At 59.6% G+C, this 17,293-nt stretch carries 17 protein-coding genes; all 17 read left to right on the forward strand.

Annotated features, from left to right (window positions below; genetic code table 11):
• On the forward strand, positions 1-1,407 hold the full coding sequence (gene murD / locus ACKUTP_RS06670) for a UDP-N-acetylmuramoyl-L-alanine--D-glutamate ligase (RefSeq protein WP_409063890.1): 1,407 nt from the start codon (positions 1-3) through the stop codon (positions 1,405-1,407).
• 167 nt (positions 1,408-1,574) lie between these two features.
• Positions 1,575-2,936, forward strand: coding sequence for a putative lipid II flippase FtsW (ftsW, locus tag ACKUTP_RS06675; protein WP_260699167.1), 1,362 nt, complete (start codon positions 1,575-1,577; stop codon positions 2,934-2,936).
• Positions 2,926-4,041 (forward strand): undecaprenyldiphospho-muramoylpentapeptide beta-N-acetylglucosaminyltransferase, encoded by a 1,116-nt coding sequence (gene murG / locus ACKUTP_RS06680; RefSeq protein ID WP_349090786.1) that lies wholly within the window; start codon positions 2,926-2,928, stop codon positions 4,039-4,041. Before ftsW ends, murG begins: the two co-directional genes overlap by 11 nt.
• A gap of 97 nt (positions 4,042-4,138) precedes the next feature.
• The gene (gene murC, locus ACKUTP_RS06685; RefSeq protein ID WP_148332204.1) at positions 4,139-5,557 is read left to right on the forward strand and encodes a UDP-N-acetylmuramate--L-alanine ligase; all 1,419 of its coding nucleotides are present in this window, start codon (positions 4,139-4,141) and stop codon (positions 5,555-5,557) included.
• A 5-nt stretch (positions 5,558-5,562) separates the two neighbouring features.
• Entirely contained in the window at positions 5,563-6,474 is a 912-nt protein-coding gene (gene murB / locus ACKUTP_RS06690; RefSeq protein ID WP_409063891.1) for a UDP-N-acetylmuramate dehydrogenase, read from the forward strand.
• Between the two features lie 424 nt (positions 6,475-6,898).
• Positions 6,899-7,687 carry a cell division protein FtsQ/DivIB gene (locus ACKUTP_RS06695; protein WP_022094490.1) on the forward strand — a complete coding sequence of 263 codons (789 nt, stop codon included), beginning with the start codon at positions 6,899-6,901 and terminating at the stop codon, positions 7,685-7,687.
• 199 nt (positions 7,688-7,886) lie between these two features.
• A complete protein-coding gene (ftsZ, locus tag ACKUTP_RS06700) occupies positions 7,887-9,041 on the forward strand; it encodes a cell division protein FtsZ (protein ID WP_022094491.1) in 1,155 nt (384 codons plus the stop codon).
• A 210-nt stretch (positions 9,042-9,251) separates the two neighbouring features.
• Positions 9,252-10,052, forward strand: a complete 801-nt coding sequence (locus tag ACKUTP_RS06705; protein ID WP_196033197.1) for a polyphenol oxidase family protein — start codon at positions 9,252-9,254, stop codon at positions 10,050-10,052.
• Positions 10,049-10,885 (forward strand): phosphate ABC transporter substrate-binding protein, encoded by an 837-nt coding sequence (locus tag ACKUTP_RS06710; RefSeq protein ID WP_055251678.1) that lies wholly within the window; start codon positions 10,049-10,051, stop codon positions 10,883-10,885. Before ACKUTP_RS06705 ends, ACKUTP_RS06710 begins: the two co-directional genes overlap by 4 nt.
• Position 10,886: 1 nt before the next feature.
• A complete protein-coding gene (gene pstC, locus ACKUTP_RS06715; RefSeq protein WP_117769999.1) occupies positions 10,887-11,813 on the forward strand; it encodes a phosphate ABC transporter permease subunit PstC in 927 nt (308 codons plus the stop codon).
• 3 nt (positions 11,814-11,816) lie between these two features.
• Positions 11,817-12,722, forward strand: coding sequence for a phosphate ABC transporter permease PstA (gene pstA / locus ACKUTP_RS06720; RefSeq protein WP_409063892.1), 906 nt, complete (start codon positions 11,817-11,819; stop codon positions 12,720-12,722).
• Positions 12,723-12,734: 12 nt separating this feature from the next.
• The gene (pstB, locus tag ACKUTP_RS06725; protein ID WP_409063893.1) at positions 12,735-13,538 is read left to right on the forward strand and encodes a phosphate ABC transporter ATP-binding protein PstB; all 804 of its coding nucleotides are present in this window, start codon (positions 12,735-12,737) and stop codon (positions 13,536-13,538) included.
• A 92-nt stretch (positions 13,539-13,630) separates the two neighbouring features.
• The gene (locus ACKUTP_RS06730) at positions 13,631-14,488 is read left to right on the forward strand and encodes a PhoU domain-containing protein (RefSeq protein WP_006234247.1); all 858 of its coding nucleotides are present in this window, start codon (positions 13,631-13,633) and stop codon (positions 14,486-14,488) included.
• 119 nt (positions 14,489-14,607) lie between these two features.
• The gene (locus ACKUTP_RS06735) at positions 14,608-15,345 is read left to right on the forward strand and encodes a YggS family pyridoxal phosphate-dependent enzyme (RefSeq protein WP_117758726.1); all 738 of its coding nucleotides are present in this window, start codon (positions 14,608-14,610) and stop codon (positions 15,343-15,345) included.
• 60 nt (positions 15,346-15,405) lie between these two features.
• Positions 15,406-16,128 (forward strand): cell division protein SepF, encoded by a 723-nt coding sequence (locus tag ACKUTP_RS06740; RefSeq protein WP_006234245.1) that lies wholly within the window; start codon positions 15,406-15,408, stop codon positions 16,126-16,128.
• Positions 16,129-16,185: 57 nt separating this feature from the next.
• Positions 16,186-16,431, forward strand: coding sequence for a YggT family protein (locus ACKUTP_RS06745; protein WP_227790178.1), 246 nt, complete (start codon positions 16,186-16,188; stop codon positions 16,429-16,431).
• Between the two features lie 61 nt (positions 16,432-16,492).
• Entirely contained in the window at positions 16,493-17,167 is a 675-nt protein-coding gene (locus ACKUTP_RS06750; protein ID WP_006234242.1) for a DivIVA domain-containing protein, read from the forward strand.
• Positions 17,168-17,293: the final 126 nt, after the last annotated feature.

Raw genomic sequence — 17,293 nt, forward strand, 5'->3', positions numbered from 1 at the left:
ATGCCTCTTGCTGATGTCTTTAGCCTGCTCGTTTTGGGTCAGGGCAAATCCGGTCTCGATGTCGCCCGCTGGGCGCTGGCACATCCCGAGCGCGTAAGCGCCGTTACCGTGTATGGCGGCGGCACCTCTGAGCCCAATGACGCCACGCGTGCGCTCGAGGCTGCTGGTGCGTCGTTTGTCTATGGGACCGAACAGGTCGAGGGCGCCTATGACGTATGCGTGACGTGCCCGGGCATCTCGGAGTTCTCGGGCTTCTTTAAGGCCGGGCGCGAGCATGCCGCCCAGATTATGGGTGAGCCCGAGTTTGCCTATCGCCTGTCGCCCGATAACTGGATTGCCATCACGGGCACCAACGGCAAGACGACCACCACGTCGCTGGCTGATTATCTGCTTAAGGCTGCCGGCGAGGCCAGCGTTGCTGTCGGCAACATCGGCGAGCCGCCGGTCAACGAGATTGACGGCCGAGCCCACAACGAGTGGTTTGTGGCTGAGCTCTCGAGCTATCAGATTGCTACGACAACCGAGCTTCACCCCCGCGTGGCGGTGCTGCTCAACATCACTCCCGACCACTTGGGCTGGCATAAGAGACATAAGAACTATGCGCTTGCCAAGATCAAACTGTTTGACAATATGGTCGATGACGATCTGGCAGTTGTCGACGTCGAAGACGCCGGCATTCACGAGTTCGATGAGTACATCTACACGCCGGGTCGTCGCATCTGCAAGGTTGCCTTTGACGAGCCTGAGGGCGAGGATGCCGCCTTTGTGCGCGATGGCAAGATGATCGTGCGTCTGAAGGGCGTCGAGACCCCGCTCATCGCTACATCCGAGCTCAAGATCTCGGGCCATCACAATGTTATCAATGCCCTGTGCGCTGCTACGGCTGCCTTGGCAGTTGGTGCCGATGTCGACGGTGTCTGCCGCGGTCTTGCCTCGTTCCAGCCGCTCGAGCACCGCGTGGAGCCGTGTGGCGAGATTGACGGCGTGCGCTACGTCAACGATTCCAAGGCTACCAACACCGATGCGGTCGAGAAGGCACTGACGGCATTTCCCGATGACGACGTGATCTTGCTGCTCGGCGGCCACGATAAGGGCACGCCGCTCACGGACTTCGCGCGCGTCGTTATGGACAACGTGCGCTCGGTCGTCTGTTTTGGCGATGCGCGCGAGCGCTTCACCGCCGCTATGGACGAGGCTGATGTCGATGGCGATGTGGATATCGCCCAGGCGGATGACCTGCGCGACGCCGTGGACGTTGCCCGTTCGCTTTCGAGCCGTGGTGACGTGATCTTACTTTCTCCTGCCTGCTCTTCGTTCGATGAGTTCTCGGGCTATGAGGAGCGCGGCCGTGTGTTTAAGGACTACGTGGCTCAGCTTGCCGCTACAGCGAAATCACAAATGGAATAGGGGTTGCGGTGAGAGAGGAGAGCCCCCGACAAGGTATGAGGAGGCCCGACTCGGACCGTGCTTCCTCACGGCGCATCACACCGCGTTCCAGCCGCGGCGGGCAGTCGTTTAGCGAACGCTATATTGCCGGCGTTCCCGCCCGTATCATGCGCCCCCGTTTGATATTCATGGCCTGCTTGTTTACCTTGGTATGCTTTGGCCTGCTGATGGTGTACTCGGCGTCTTCGGTCGAGGCGCTGCACGAGAATGGCTCGGCGACGTTTTTTCTGGGCCGACAGGCCGCGTTTGCAGTGGTCGGTGTTCTGGCGCTGATTGCCATCGTGCGCGTTTTGCCGGACAGCTGGTTTGGGGAGGATGTGCTCAGGATCTTCCTCATAGGCATGATAGGGCTACTGCTTCTGGTGTTCTTGGTGGGCAGCGGCAGCCGCGGCGCCACGCGCTGGCTCAACATCGCCGGTATTCAGTTCCAGCCTTCCGAGTTTTTAAAGCCATTTGCCATTGCGTATTCGGCCATCATGCTCGATCGCTTCTTTTCGCCCGGTGGCAACATCAACGAATTCCTTCGCAAGATGGGCATCTACCTGGGCATTTCGCTCTTTCTGATCTTTATCCAGCCCGATTTCGGTACTGTCCTGATCATCCTGTTGACCCTCATGTGCATGGCGTTGTTTGCGGGTCTCGACCCCAGATTTATCATCGGCGTGCTAATCTTCGGCATTCTCGTGATCGTGATTGCGCTTGTCGCAGAGCCGTACCGTATGGTGCGTATTCAGGTTGCCTTGAACCCTTGGGCCGACGAGTATGGTGACGGCTATCAGGCCACGCTTGCCATCATGGCCTTTGCCTCGGGCGGTCTGTTCGGCCGTGGCATCGGCAACTCAACCATGAAGTACTCGTATCTGCCCGAGGCACACAACGACTACATCTTGGCCATCATTGGCGAGGAAGTCGGTTTTGTCGGAACCGTACTGTTCTTCTTGGTGTTTGCGATGCTGATCTACTCGGCGTTTCGCATTGCCGAGCAGGCGACCGATCGTCGGGGCGCGCTCATGGCGTCTGGCTCCGCAGTCATTCTCGCGGTGCAGTTTTTGATTAACGCGCTGGGCATCCTCAACGTATTTCCCATGACGGGCAAACCGTTGCCGTTTATTAGCTACGGCGGTTCGTCGATTATTGTGTCGCTTATGCTTGCCGGGTTGATCCTGCGCGTTTCGTACGAGAGCGCCCGCCGCGATGAGTATGACCGCCGCCGTGAGAGCTTTGCCGTTATGGATGAGAGCACCGCCGGCGTAGCCCATGTGCGCGGTGAACGACCTTCGCGTAGCGGCTTTACCGTTCTGGATGGTTCTGCATCCGAGCCGGCAGCTCGTCCACGCTCGCGAACGGCTCCGCAAGGCCGTCCGCAGCGCCCCAGCCCTCGCAACGCGGGCGGCGGATATAATCGAATCGATTTGAACTCGGACCCGTCGGCGCGTCTGCGCACCGACGACCAGGGACCGCGTGTACGAAGGGACTACCATGACCGATAAAATGACCGTTGCTATTGCAGCCGGCGGCACGGCAGGACACATCAACCCCGCGCTCGCCTTGGCCGAAGAGCTGCGTGACCGTGGTCACCACGTTGTGTTCGTGGGCCAGTCGCGCAAGCTCGAGGGTCGTCTGGTCCCCGAGGCTGGGTTTGATTTTGTGCCCATTACGGTCACGGGCTTCGACCGCTCCCGTCCTTGGACGGCGCTGACCTCGCTGTGGCGTGTCAACAAGGCCAAACGTGCGCTCGCCAGTCATTTCTCAAAGGTTGGCAAGCCCGATGCCGCCATTGGTTTTGGTGCCTATGTCGAGGTTCCGCTGCTGGGGTGGTGTAAGGGCGCGGGCGTTCCGTATCTGCTGCATGAGCAGAACTCTGTTCCGGGCCTGGCCAACAAGATGATGAACTCCCACGCCGCCCGCGTGTGCATCTCGGTGCCGGCAGCGCGCTCGGTCTTTGAGCACGAAGGTGACCCTGACCACGTGCTCATGACCGGCAATCCCGTACGTCGCTCGGTGATCGAGGGAGATCGCGCTCGCGGCCGCAAGGCACTTGGCGTTCCCGAGGACGCTACGCTGCTGCTCGTCTTTGGCGGTTCACTTGGCGCCCAGCACCTCAACGAGCGCGTGGCTTCGCTCAAAAACGAGCTGCTTTCGCGCAAAAATCTCTATGTGTTGCATTCGACGGGTGCCGACGGCTTTGAGGAGACCGAGCGCGCTTTGGCGCTGACGCCCGAGGAGGCGAAGCGTTACCGCGTCCAGCCTTACATCGACAACATGGGCGATATGCTGGCTGCTGCCGATTTGGTGCTCTCGCGTTCGGGCGCATCGAGCGTGGCCGAGATCGCTGCGCTCGCCGTGCCTTCGGTGCTCGTGCCGTATCCGCATGCGACAGCCGACCACCAAACCACCAATGCTCGTTATCTGGTCGACGCCGGGGCCGGCGTGCTCTGCGCCGATGCCGATATCGACGGTTCTGCCTTTGCCGATGAGCTGCTGCACCTGGTCGATGACGCGGCGGCGCGCGACGCCATGCGTCAGGCGGCGCGTGGTCTGGCTCAGGATAGGGCCGCCGCTCTTCTGGCGGATGCGGTAGAGGGTTTGCGTTAGTTAGACGGGATATCGTCGGTCGCCCTCGCGCTGATGCGGTAGGTGCGGTACAGTTAACGGGTTACAGGCAGTGTTTACGCAAGGAGTACACGAGCACATGGCTGATTCCCAGACTGCAACCTCCGCGCCCGAGTTTAAGAGCGCCCACTTTATCGGTATCGGCGGCGCCGGCATGAGCGGCATCGCCCTCGTTCTTCACGAGCGCGGTTATGCCGTTACCGGCTCCGACCTTAAGACGTCACGTTATATCCGCCAGCTTACCCGCGCTGGTGTGAAGGTGCATGTGGGCCATGAGGCCGCCACGATCGACGAGGTCAAGCCCGACGTGGTTGTTGTCTCCACCGCTATTCCGGAGTCCAACCCTGAACTCGTGCGCGCTCGCGAGCTTGGTATTCCCGTGTGGCCCCGTGCCAAGATGCTCTCTGCTTTGGGCCACGGCTACACCACCGTCGCTGTTGCCGGCACGCATGGCAAGACCACCACGTCTTCGATGTGCGCCACCATGCTCGACCGCATGGGTCTGGATCCGAGCTTCCTGATCGGTGGCATCGTCGAGGGCTATGACACGAACGGCAAGAACGGCTCGGGCGACTACTTTGTCGCCGAAGCCGACGAGTCCGATAGCTCCTTCCTGTTCCTGAACCCCAACGTAGTCATTGTGACCAACGTCGAAGCCGACCACCTCGATCACTACTCGGGTATCGAGGAGATCGAGGCAACTTTCGCCAAATTCATGAGCCTGGTGGGCGAGGACGGCACCGTCATCGTCTGCGGTGAGGACCCGCATCTGGTCGAGCTCGCCAAGTCGACGGGTCGTCACGTGCTTTCCTACGGCTTTGCCGAGAGCAACGACATCGTCTGCATGCACCCGGATGTCAAGGGCATCCAGAGCGACTTTATCGTTCGCTTTGAGGACGGCACTGAACACGCTGTGGAGATCAAGAGCAATCCCGGTCGCCACAACATGCTCAACGCCACGGCGGTGCTCACCGTCGCCCATGTCCTGGGCCTTGACATCGACGCCGCCGCCAAGGCGCTCTCGAGCTTTGAGGGCGTCCGCCGTCGCTTTACCCACGTGGGCGATATCGATGGCATCACCGTGGTCGATGATTACGGCCATCACCCCACCGAGATCAAGGCGACGCTTGCTGCTGCTTCGTCGCTGGGCTACAAGCACGTCGACGTCGTGTTCCAGCCGCACCGCTATTCGCGCCTGCAGGCCCTGTGCGACGACTTTGCCGATGCATTTGCCAATGCCGATAAACTGCTGCTGATTGATGTGTTCTCGGCTGGCGAGATGCCCATTCCGGGTGTCACCTCTAAGATGCTCGCCGATACCGTGCGCGCCAAGCATCCTGGCAAGGAGGTCGTGTACTGCTCCAGCCGTCTTGAGCTCAATCAGGAGCTCGAGCAGATGGTGGGCGCGGGCGACCTGCTGCTCACTATGGGTGCTGGTGACGTTACGACCGTCGGTCCCGAGTTTATCGAGTATCTGACTGCCAAGAAAGACGCTTAAGTCTAATGGGTCTGTTTAACGCCGTCATGGCGCTCTCGGGTATGATCGACACGGATGTGATCGAGGACGAGCGCCTTGCGCGTCATACGAGCTATCGTATCGGCGGCAAGGCTGACCTCTTTGTGACGTGCCATAGCTATCATGCCCTCCGCCGCGCCGTGGCGGTGCTCGATCGCGAGCAGGTGCCGTGGGTCATCATCGGCAAGGGCTCCAATCTGCTGGTTGCCGATGGCGGTTATCGCGGTGCCGTCATTTCGCTCGGACGTGAGTTTCAGCGCACGGTTGTTGCCGATGACGGTTGTACGCTGACGGTCGGTGCGGGCGTGATGTTTGCGCGCCTGGTCAACGATGCCCTGTCGCGTAGCCTCTCGGGCCTTGAGTTTGCCGTTGGCATCCCTGGTTCGGTCGGCGGTGCGATATCTATGAATGCCGGCACACGGACCGAGTGGATTGGCTCGCTGGTCGAGGATGTCGTAACGTTTGACCCGGCATCCGGTATCAAGCATTATGCGGGGTCCGAGATCACTTGGGGCTACCGCGAATGTAGCCTTCCCCGCAATGAGATCATCCTCGAGTGCGTGCTCAAGCTTAAACCGGCGGCCAAGGCCGACATCCGCGAGCGCATGGAACGGTACCTGACGAGGCGCAAGCGTACACAGCCCATGGGTCGCGCATCCTGCGGGTCGGTCTTTCGCAACCCGCCCGATGCGAGCGTGGGCAAGCTTATCGAGGATTGTGGATTAAAGGGTTTTTCGATTGGCGGCGCGGAAGTTTCGCCCGTTCACGCTAATTTTATCGTTAATAACGGAACTGCCTCGGCCGATGACGTTGCCGCGGTTATCAGACATGTACACGGAAAGGTGAGGGAGGCGTATGGCATCGAGCTCAGACCGGAAGTTAAATTCCTCGGCTTCTAGAGCATCGAAACCCACCTTCCGCCGTGCCGGAGGGCGTTCCGGCGCGCCTGCCAAACCTCAACGCAATACCGTCGCGCACTCTAAGTCTGTCGGGCATGCTCGACAGACCAGTCGTCCGGTTGTCGGCTCGCAGCTCGGTAATCGTCCGGCCGCAAAAAAGTCCTCGCGTCCCTCGGTGACGTCAAAGCCTGTTATGGGCGCCAAGCCTGCCCGTCCTATGGCAACTCCTAAGCCCTCGACAGGAACTAAGGCGGCGCGTCCGAGTCGCACGCTGGGCGCATCGAAACCGCGCTCGCTGACATCGGTGCCGGCTACCGCCAAGAAGCCTTCGGGTAAAAAAGGCGTCAACCCGTTGTCTTCACTTAGGGCGATGGCAAATAAAACATCAGACGCCGCTTCTGTCGTTACAGGCAAAGGCAAAATCGTGGGCGGCGTTTTGGCCGTCTTGGCCGTGCTCGTCGTCGTTGCTATCGTGGTGATTAACTCTGGATTGTTTACCGCCACTGATATTCAGATTCAAGGAAGCGAGCATGTGACGAAGCACGATGCTATCCAGCTGATCGATTTGCCCGAGGGAACGTCGCTTTTTAACGTCGATCCCGACCAGATTACCGAGGACCTCAAGCAGAATCCGTGGGTCTCGGGCGTGGATGTCCAGCGTCAGTTCCCGCATACGCTCATCATTACGCCGATGGAGCGCAAGGTCATCGCAATTGCCTATATCAGTTCCGATGACCTTGCCTGGGCCATCGGGGATGATGACACCTGGATCGCCCCACTGTCGACGTCGGTCGAAGTGGACGACCAAGGCAACGTCATCACGACAGGGCAGGGCTCAAATACCTTGACCGGAATCGATGCCGCGCTGGCGCTCGCTAAGCACTATGGCGCGGTGTTGTTGACTGATGTCTCGGCGGATGTCGCTCCGGTTTCCGGCCAGGCAGTGAGCTCCAAGGCCGTTAAGGCTGGCTTGGATTATGTGCGTGGTTTTTCGAGCGAGTTCTTGGGACAAGTCAAGGATATTTCCACGCCTTCGGTCGAAGCCATCTCGGCAAACCTCAATAACGGCATTGAGGTGTCGCTGGGCGATTCGAACGATATCGTCAAGAAGGAGCGCGTAGTCACCAAGCTGCTTTCGCAGGTAGAGGGCGTAACGTATATCAATGTGCGCTCTCCGGGTAACTATACATTTAGGAACGCTCCGACCTCGTAGCGCTGGTTGATGCTTTGTTGAGGGGCCATACCACGCCGTTTATCTGGTTTGTTTGGTTTTCACGGTCAATTATTTGACTGATACGTTCATAATGTGCAAACATAATACGGTTTACCTTTGCATTTACTTTCAACCTGAAGGTTAATGTGCGCAGGGGTCGACCCATGCTATGGCTATAACCTTTGTTCGGAGGACCGACATGCACGAGACAGAGATCAACAACTACCTTGCCGTCATTAAGGTGGTCGGCGTCGGCGGCGGCGGTACCAACGCGGTCAATCGAATGATCGAAGAGGGCATCCGCGGCGTCGAGTTTGTTGCCATCAACACCGATGCTCAGGCACTCGCGATCTCTGATGCCGATATCAAGGTGCACATCGGCACCGACCTTACCCGCGGCCTGGGCGCCGGCGCCAACCCCGAGGTTGGCCGCAAGGCTGCCGATGAGTCCCGCGACGACATTGCCGAGGCGCTCGCTGGCGCCGACATGGTGTTCATCACCTGCGGCGAGGGCGGTGGCACCGGTACCGGCGCTGCTCCCATCGTTGCCGATATCGCGATGAACGAGGTCGGTGCGCTGACCGTCGCCGTCGTGACCAAGCCCTTCACCTTCGAGGGCCGCAAGCGCAAGAAGAGCGCCGAGGAGGGCATTAAGACCCTCTCCGATTGCGTCGACACCATGATCGTCATCCCTAACGATAAGCTGCTCGACATCGCCGAGAAGAAGACCACCATGCTCGAGGCCTTCGCGATTGCCGATGGCGTCCTTTCCCAGGGCACCCAGGGCATCACCGACCTCATCACCGTCCCCGGTATCATCAACCTGGACTTCGCCGATGTTAAGACCATCATGAAGCAGGCCGGTACCGCCATGATGGGTATCGGTACCTCTTCTGGGGACACCCGTGCCGTCGACGCTGCCCAGCAGGCCATCTCCAGCCCGCTGCTCGAGAGCTCCATCGATGGTGCCACGCGCGTGCTGCTCTCCATCGCCGGTTCCAAGGACCTGGGCATCCAGGAGATCAGCGACGCCGCCGACGTTGTCGCCAACGCCGTCGACCCCGAGGCCAACATCATCTTCGGTACCGTTGTCGACGAGTCCCTGGGCGATCAGGTGCGTATCACCGTCATCGCTACGGGCTTCTCCGACTCCAACGTCAACCGTCAGGACGAGCTCTTTGCTGCTCAGCAGTCTCAGAGCAAGGCCGCTGCCTCCGCTGAGCCGCAGCGCACCGCTCCTGCCACGAGCCCGGCTCAGGCCGCTCCGACCCGCAACGTCGGTGGCACCGAGCTTCCTAACTTCGGCAACGATCAGTTCGAGCTTCCCGACTTCCTGAAGCGCGGTAGCTTTTAAGTCGTTCTTTGCATTGTTGTGCACAGGGGCGTGTCCGTATGGACGCGCCCTTTTTATTTCGACTTTGTAAACTAGAACCTCCAATCTCTTTACGTTCCCTTTACGATTGCCTCCAGCGCAGCAGGTATCCTTTTAGAGAAGTATGACAGCCGTATAAACGCGGGCTGTAGCGGCGATGCCGCGGTACTTGTGTTATTAGGAGGCTTTAGTATGGCAGCACGTGCGGACAAAGTTTCGCGTGTCGACCATGATGGAGTTACGTTGGTGGAGGGCGCGACATCCGATGTTCGCTTTGCCTTCACCGAGCGCGCCGGTGGCGTTTCCGAAGATGCGTACTCCTCACTCAACTTGGGCTCGCATGTTGGCGATGACCCCTTTGCTGTTCAAGAAAATCGTTGTCGTGCGCTCGAGGCTATGGGTGCCGCCGAGTGCGAGCACAACCTGCTCGTTCCCAATCAGGTCCATGGTGATCATATCGTTGCGGTGACCTCGAACGGCGCCGATGACCTTGAGGACGTTCGCGAGCAGATTGCCGAGGGCTGTGATGCCATCGTCTGCACGGCGCATAACGTGCCCGTGCTGCTCTGCTTTGCCGACTGCGTTCCCGTGGTGCTGGTGGCCCCCGGCGGATTTGCCGTGGTGCACTCCGGTTGGAAGGGCACGATTGCACGTATTTCCGCCAAGGCGTGCCAGGCGCTTTGCGATGCTGCCGGTTGCGATGCGAGCGACGTTTCCGCCTATATCGGCCCCCATATCTTGGGTGACGAATATGAGGTATCCCAGGAACTCATGGATCGCTTTGCCGCCGAGTTCTCTTGCATCGATGCGAATACCTCTCGCATGCTTGATCTTTCCGCTGCCATTCGCGAGGCGCTGGTAGATGTCGGTGTCGACGCGGATAATATCGTGGATACCCAGCTTTCGACCGTGCGTCAGAACGACCGCTTTTATTCCTACCGTAACGAGGACGGCACCTGTGGGCGCCATGCTGCGATCGGCGTGATGCTATGAGAAAGATCGTATCGGTCCTGAGCGCCGCTGTGCTTACGCTTACGCTGTGCGCCTGTTCTTCGGGATCTTCTACCTCTTCCATTACCGTGGCCGGCTCCACGACCTGCCTTCCTATCGCCGAGATTGCGGCCGAGGGCTTTAAGGAGGAGACCGGCATCGACGTGCTCGTTTCCGGTTTGGGTTCTTCCGCTGGGATCGAGGCCGTCAGCGCCGGCACGGCCGATATCGCCAGCTCCTCCCGTGGACTCAATGCCGACGAACAGGATCTGGGCCTGACTCCCATCGTCATTGCCCACGACGGTATTGCGGTCATCGTGAACGACGACAACCCCGTCGATAACCTCTCGACCGAGCAGCTCCGCGATATCTACGCCGGCAAGATTACCAATTGGAAAGAGGTCGGTGGCGAGGACCTGAGGATTCAGGTCATCAACCGAGACGAGGCGTCCGGTACGCGCGAGGCCTTCCGTACCATCGTGATGGATGGCACGCCGTTCGATCGCCGCTCGGCTGTTCTTTCGGGTACGGGCCAGGTGCGCGACGTGGTATCTCGTTCGCGTGGGGCCATCGGCTACATTTCGCTGGGCTTCGTCGATAGCCTCAACGCCAAGACCTCGGTCAAGGCTGTCTCGGTCAATCATGTTGAGGCGTCCGAGAAGACGGTCGCGAGTGGCGGCTATCCCATCTCGCGCGACCTTTACTTCTTTGTGAAGGGTGCGCCTTCGCAGCAGGCGCAGGATTACATCGACTACGTGACGTCCGAAAAGATGGACAAGCAGATTCGCGAGGCGGGCTTTATTCCCGTCACCAACGACGAGAAGGGGAGTGAGTAGCATGGAAGCACAGGAAAACTCCCAGACTGAGCAGAATGCTCAGGCACCCAAGAAGCGCGAGCTGGCGCTCGTATCGCGCAGTACCTATATCAAGGAGAAGGCGCTGCAGTGGATCTTCTTTGCCTGCGCGTTCTTGGCGGTCGTTACCGTCATCCTGATTTTTGTCTTTACCACGTACTCGGCGCTGCCCGTCTTTACCGACATCGGTCTGGCGGACTTCTTTAGCTTTACGTGGGCGCCCTCTGAGGGCCACTACGGCATCATGTCGCTGCTTGCCGGCTCAGGTCTGGTGACCGTCGGTGCGCTCGCCATGGGCGTGCCGCTGGGCGTGGGTACGGCCGTTTACCTGGTCGAGATTGCCAGCAAGCGCGTGCGCAAGCTCATCAGCCCCGCCGTTGACCTGCTGGCGGGCATTCCCTCCATCATCTACGGCTTTTTCGGCATGATCATCATCCGCCCGTTTATCGCACAACTGACCGGCGGCCTTGGTTTTGGTGCGCTGACGGCGTGGTTTGTGCTCGCCATCATGATCGTCCCTACCATCACCACGCTCACCATCGATGCCCTCAATTCCATTCCCATGGGCATTCGCGAGGCATCGTATGCCATGGGTGCTACTAAGTGGCAGACCATCTATAAGGTCGTGCTACCTGCCGCTAAGCTGGGTATCGTGGATGCCATCGTGCTGGGTATGGGCCGTGCCATCGGAGAGACCATGGCCGTGCTCATGGTCGTGGGTAACGCCCCGGTTATTCCCGACAGCATTGCGAGCCCTATCTCGACGCTCACGAGCCAGATCGCGCTCGACATGAGCTATTCCTCGGGTCTGCATCGCTCGGCGCTGTTCGGCATGGGCGTGGTCCTGTTTATCATCTCCGCCACGCTGGTGGGCATCGTCCGTCTGATTTCCAAGAAGAAGAGGGGGTAGGCTATGTCCGATTCCGTTGACACGACGGTCGATACGACCTCGTCGCGCGAGCGCATCAAGCGTGCCCTTTCCCACGGCAAGAAGGGCCGCATCAACAAGGACCTGTCCAACAAGATCATGCTTGGCGTGTTTCGTGCCGCTGCCTACATCACCACGCTGATGCTGGTCGCTATCATCGCCTACGTGGTCATCAACGGCCTGCCACACATCTCGCTCGACTTTATCTTCGGTTGGCCCCAGGGCGTCAACGCCGAGGGCGGAATTTGGCCCACGATCGTATCGACCGTCTACGTGACGGCGCTCGCCATGCTTATCTGCACGCCGATCGCTGTGCTGGCAGCCGTCTATCTGGCCGAGTACGCCAAGCAGGGCAAGGTCGTCGAGCTCATTCGCTACGCTGCTGACGCTTTGGCCTCGGTGCCCTCCATCGTTATGGGCCTGTTTGGCTACGCCTTGTTTGTCGAGGCCATGGGCCTGGGCCTTTCGATGGTCTCGGCCGCCCTGGCACTCGCGCTCTTGATGCTTCCCATCGTCATGCGTACCACCGAAGAGGCCATTCGCGCCGTTCCGCGCTATATCCGCTGGGGCGCATATGGCCTGGGCGCCACCAAGTGGCAGGTTGTCTCCAAGATCGTGCTTCCTTCTGCCTTTGGCCGTATTGCCACGGGCATCGTTCTCGCCATCGGCCGTGCCATTGGCGAGACCGCGGTGGTGCTCTATACCATGGGGCAGGCCATCAATCTACCTATTTCGCCGCTCGATTCCGGCCGCCCCATGACGGTTCACCTGTATCTGCTTGCCAACGACGGCATCAACATGAACGCAGCCTACGGCACCGCGCTCTTGCTGATGGTGATCATTCTGGCCTTCAACCTGTTTGCGCGCTTCCTGTCGCGCAAGCGTCGCTAGTTAAGGAGTCCCATGTCCGTTTATCAGTCCGCTCCCACGTTGGAGCAAGCGGCCATTACGGCCAAGGATTTCAACTTTTGGTACGGTGACTTTCATGCGCTGACGGGGCTTGACCTCAACATCGCCAAAAACGCCATCACCTCCTTCATTGGCCCTTCGGGCTGCGGCAAGTCGACGTTTTTGCGCTGCATCAACCGCATGAATGACCTGATCGAGGGCACGCGCGTCGAGGGCACCATGACGCTCGACGGCAACGATATCTATGCCGAGGGTGTCGACCCGGTCGATCTCCGTCGTCGCGTGGGCATGATCTTTCAGCAGCCCAACCCGTTTCCTAAATCCATCTACGAGAATGTCGCCTTTGGCCCTCGTCTGCAGGGCGTGACTAGCAAAAGTGACCTCGATGACATCGTGGAAGAATCGCTCAAGCGCGCCAACCTCTGGAAAGAGGTATCCAATCAGCTCAACAAGGATGGTTTGGCGCTCTCGGGCGGTCAGCAGCAGCGTCTGTGCATCGCGCGCGTGCTTGCGGTGCAACCCGATGTCCTTCTGATGGACGAGCCCTGCTCCGCCATCGACCCCACGTCCGTCTCTAAGGTCGAGGATCTGATGGCCGAGCTGACGCCCGAGATGACGATCATCATCGTCACGCATTCAATGCAGCAGGCAGCTCGCATTAGCGACTACACCGCATTCTTCTTGCAGGAAGTTGCCGGCGAGCCCGCTACGCTCATCGAGTATGGTCAAACCGACGCGATCTTCACCAGCCCGGTGGACTCGCGGACGGAAGACTATATCACCGGCCGCTTTGGCTGATCGGTGCGACTAGTCCCAAGCCGATCGGATCTGGTCCGGTGCGTATTCACTGTGCGGGCGGCATGACCGCACCCAACTGATTGGAGTGAACCATGCGCAAACTGTTTTCCCGTCAGCTCATCGAGGCCCGTCACGAGATGCTGAGCATCTACGAGGCCGTCGATCTGGCCCTCCACGATGCCGTGAAGGCCTATGTGACCGACGACCGCAAGCTCGCCACCAAGACCAAGAAGCGCACGCTTTCGATTGACGCACGCTGCGCCAACCTGGAGGCCGTCTGCTACAACCTGATTGCCACGCAGTCACCGGTCGCCTCCGACTTCCGCTTGCTGCAGACGATCATCTACGTCGACTTTAACCTGCAGCGCATGACCGATAAGGTTCGCCAGATTTGCCGCGCCACGCGTCATATGATCAAGGCCGACATCTCGCTGCCCAAGGAGCTTGTCGGCACGGTCGAGGCCGAGGCTGAGGCCGTCTACCAGGTACTGGGCTCTTCGCTTTCTGCGCTCGTCACCAACGACATGTCCATCATCTGCAACTTGGCCGTCGAGGACGAGCCAGTGCACGCCGCCTACGAGAAGTTCTTCCGCACCTTTAACCGCATGGACACGGGCGATTTTATGGACGACGACAGCAACTATGACGACCTGCGCCGCGCCATCATGGTATCGCGCTATCTCGATCGCATCGCCTCGATTTCCATCGATGCCGCCTGCCGTCTGACCTTCCTGTTGACCGGACAGCGTATGACTGCCGGTGATATCGCCTGCACTGATGAGGATGAGCTCGAGAGCATGCGCGTGCCTTCGGGCGAGGGTGTTATCATGAGGCCCGCCGTCGATGCACGCTACGTTGCCAAGGTGCCCGTTAACGAGGTCAGCGAGGGTCTTCGCTACCTGCTCGATCATCTTGAGGACGAGGACGATGGCGAGGACGACGAGGAGTAAGTAACCCCGTTCATCGAAAGATTGTAAATACCTAAGTGAGCGCGGCCTTGCACATGCGGGGCCGCGCTCTTGCGTTAGCATGGGACTACTTGTTTGGCTGTCAGCGGAGGCGATTAGCAATGGATAACTATTTGGACTTGATGCGCGCTCGCCGCGAGCGGATTCTGGAACGTTTTTATGCGGCGCTCGATCGCGCGGGCCGCCCCCACGACGCCGCGCGCCTCATTGCCGTGTCCAAGACCGTTGGTGTCGATGAGACCGTTGCCGCCATCCAGGCGGGGTATCGCCATTTTGCCGAGAACCGCCCGCAGGAGCTGGTTCGCAAGCTCGCGGGTCTGGCGGAGCATCCGGAGCTGCCCGAGGTGCGCTTCGATATGATCGGCAACCTGCAGACCAATAAGATAAATGCGGTGCTGGGCTCAGCCGAGCTGATTCACTCGGTGGGTTCGCTGCATCTGGCGCAGGCGATCTCGAGCCGTGCTGTCCGCAAGATTGGGGCAGGCGAGCTTGCCGGCCCTCAGCGTGTGCTCATTGAGGTCAATGTGAGTGGTGAAGAGTCGAAGGGAGGCTTTTCGCCCGATGAGATTCGCGCCGCCGCGGGTGAGCTTGCGGAGCTTGAGGGAATTTGCGTGCAGGGGCTTATGACTATGGCGCCCCGGGGGAATAAGGATGTGGCACGCCGCACCTTTGCGGGGCTTCGTGAGCTGAGGGATGAGCTGGAGGCGGCGCATCCCGATTTGAACCTGCCTGAGCTTTCCTGCGGCATGAGCGAGGACTTTGAGCCTGCCCTTGAGGAGGGCTCTACACTCGTTCGCCTGGGCAGGGTAGTATTTAGCCCGGAGTTTGCAGTAAAATAAGGCTCTGAAGTGCGCACTGATTATCGGGGCGCCTGCACTAAACCGCGAGAGGACACAACCATGGGCTTCCTTGACGAGATTAAAAATAAGATGCACCTGGGCGGCCAGCAGGGTTACGACCAGGGTTATGGCCAGGACGACGACTACGGCTACGATGACGGCTACGACGATGGCTATCAGAACAACGGCTACAGTGGTGCTTCGGGCGAGGGCTTCTACACCCAAGACGAGCCGAGCAACGGCCTGCTTGGCCAGACGCGCCGCGGTGAAGCTGAGTCGGTTGCCGTGTATACGCGCTCCGGTCAGCTGGTCGGCGATGACTCCCGCCATGCCACGACGTATAACCCGCCTTCGCGCTCGCAGGACAGTGTTGCGAGCGGTTATCGTCCTGGTGCCTATGACACGCCGTCGAGCTACGCCGAGAATACCCGCGCCCGTGCCGCCGCTGCACCCGCGCCTGCACCGAGCGATGCCTCGGCCTATGCGAGCAATATCATCAACGCCACGCCGCAGCTGCCGGCCTATGTCCTGCGCCCCGAGAGCTATGACGACGTGGAGACCGTGGTGCGCCGCGTTCGCACCAAGCAGCCTGTCGCACTGATTTTTGTGGGCGTACGCACCGAAGTTGCCAAGCGCGTCTTGGACTTCTCTTACGGCTTTGCCTGCGGTCTGGGTGCCACGGTCAAGGAGGTGGGCGACCGCGTGTTCATGGTGCTGCCCGCCGGTTGCGAGGTCAAAGATTCCGATCTCAAGAAGCTTCGTGCCGACGGCTACCTTAAGTAAAGACAAGACGAGGAGATTCCCATCAACATCTACACTATCGTCCAGCTGGTCAACACGCTGTTCAACTTCTATTCCACGCTCATTGTCGTCTACTGCTTTATGACGTGGATTCCCATGAAGCAGGGTGGTTTGCTTCAGGATATTGCCGCGGTGCTTGATAGCGTGTGCGGTCCGTGGCTCAACCTGTTCCGTCGTTTCATCCCGCCGATGGGCGGTATCGATTTTTCGCCGGTCGTTGCGATTATTGCGTTGCAGTTGGTGCAGAGGCTGGTTCTGCAGCTTCTTATAGGTATACTCGTGTAGAACTGACTTAGTAACTTACGTCGGGCGTGTAGCGCCGAGGCGATGAAAAAGGAGACTTGTTATGGCTATTACCCCTGCAGACATCCAGGCTCAGACTTTCTCTGAGGCCAAGCGTGGCTACGATCCTGCTGAGGTCGACGTCTTCTTGGAGACGCTGTCTTCCGAGGTTGACGCTATGCTCGCTAAGATCGTCGACCTTAAGGGTCGTCTGACTGCTACCGAGCAGCAGCTTGCCGATGCGCAGGCTCAGCTTGCCCAAGCTCAGGATGCCACCGCCCAGGCCGTTCCTGCCGCCCCCGTGGCTGCTCCCGCCCCTGACTTCTCCGCTCAGGAGCGCCAGATTTCCGCTGCCCTGATCGCTGCCCAGCAGACCGCTGAGACCATCGTCAACGATGCCAACGAGAACGCTGAGCGTATCCGCAACGAGGCTGACGCCAAGGCCCGCGAGGTTATCCGCCAGGCTCTGACCGAGAAGCAGGCCGAGCTCGAGGAGATCGATCGTCTCAAGGCTTCCCGTGAGGAGTTCAAGGCAGAGTATCTCAAGCTCATCCAGCACTTCATGGACGATGCCCAGAATTCCTTCCCGGCCGATCTGATGGCCTCCACGCCGGTCGGTTCTGCCGCTTCTCCTGCAGTGACTGTTCCCGCCGAGCCGCTGCCCGTCGCTGACCCGGTTGTCCCCGTGGCCGATCCCTTCGCCCCGATCGACAACTTTGCTGCCGACGACCTGGACTAACATTCGGCCTACAATTTAGTGCCTAGAAAGGACCCGCAGCTTGCGGGTCCTTTTTTATGACTGTGCAGGGGCGCGCAACATAAAAAACCGAGCCCTGCACATTGTGGCGCAGAACTCGGCGAATGG

It is taken from the genome of Collinsella sp. wc0529 (assembly GCF_046116875.1).
In the GTDB taxonomy this organism is placed as follows: Bacteria; Actinomycetota; Coriobacteriia; order Coriobacteriales; family Coriobacteriaceae; genus Collinsella.

What these genes read in the sequence shown, in the direction of transcription:
- murD (WP_409063890.1), top strand. Translation starts at nt 1, where the DNA reads ATGCCTCTTGCTGATGTCTTTAGCCTGCTCGTTTTGGGTCAGGGCAAA.
- ftsW (WP_260699167.1), top strand. Translation starts at nt 1,575, where the DNA reads ATGGCCTGCTTGTTTACCTTGGTATGCTTTGGCCTGCTGATGGTGTAC.
- murG (WP_349090786.1), top strand. Translation starts at nt 2,926, where the DNA reads ATGACCGATAAAATGACCGTTGCTATTGCAGCCGGCGGCACGGCAGGA.
- murC (WP_148332204.1), top strand. Translation starts at nt 4,139, where the DNA reads ATGGCTGATTCCCAGACTGCAACCTCCGCGCCCGAGTTTAAGAGCGCC.
- murB (WP_409063891.1), top strand. Translation starts at nt 5,563, where the DNA reads ATGGGTCTGTTTAACGCCGTCATGGCGCTCTCGGGTATGATCGACACG.
- ftsZ (WP_022094491.1), top strand. Translation starts at nt 7,887, where the DNA reads ATGCACGAGACAGAGATCAACAACTACCTTGCCGTCATTAAGGTGGTC.
- ACKUTP_RS06705 (WP_196033197.1), top strand. Translation starts at nt 9,252, where the DNA reads ATGGCAGCACGTGCGGACAAAGTTTCGCGTGTCGACCATGATGGAGTT.
- ACKUTP_RS06710 (WP_055251678.1), top strand. Translation starts at nt 10,049, where the DNA reads ATGAGAAAGATCGTATCGGTCCTGAGCGCCGCTGTGCTTACGCTTACG.
- pstC (WP_117769999.1), top strand. Translation starts at nt 10,887, where the DNA reads ATGGAAGCACAGGAAAACTCCCAGACTGAGCAGAATGCTCAGGCACCC.
- pstA (WP_409063892.1), top strand. Translation starts at nt 11,817, where the DNA reads ATGTCCGATTCCGTTGACACGACGGTCGATACGACCTCGTCGCGCGAG.
- pstB (WP_409063893.1), top strand. Translation starts at nt 12,735, where the DNA reads ATGTCCGTTTATCAGTCCGCTCCCACGTTGGAGCAAGCGGCCATTACG.
- ACKUTP_RS06730 (WP_006234247.1), top strand. Translation starts at nt 13,631, where the DNA reads ATGCGCAAACTGTTTTCCCGTCAGCTCATCGAGGCCCGTCACGAGATG.
- ACKUTP_RS06735 (WP_117758726.1), top strand. Translation starts at nt 14,608, where the DNA reads ATGGATAACTATTTGGACTTGATGCGCGCTCGCCGCGAGCGGATTCTG.
- ACKUTP_RS06740 (WP_006234245.1), top strand. Translation starts at nt 15,406, where the DNA reads ATGGGCTTCCTTGACGAGATTAAAAATAAGATGCACCTGGGCGGCCAG.
- ACKUTP_RS06750 (WP_006234242.1), top strand. Translation starts at nt 16,493, where the DNA reads ATGGCTATTACCCCTGCAGACATCCAGGCTCAGACTTTCTCTGAGGCC.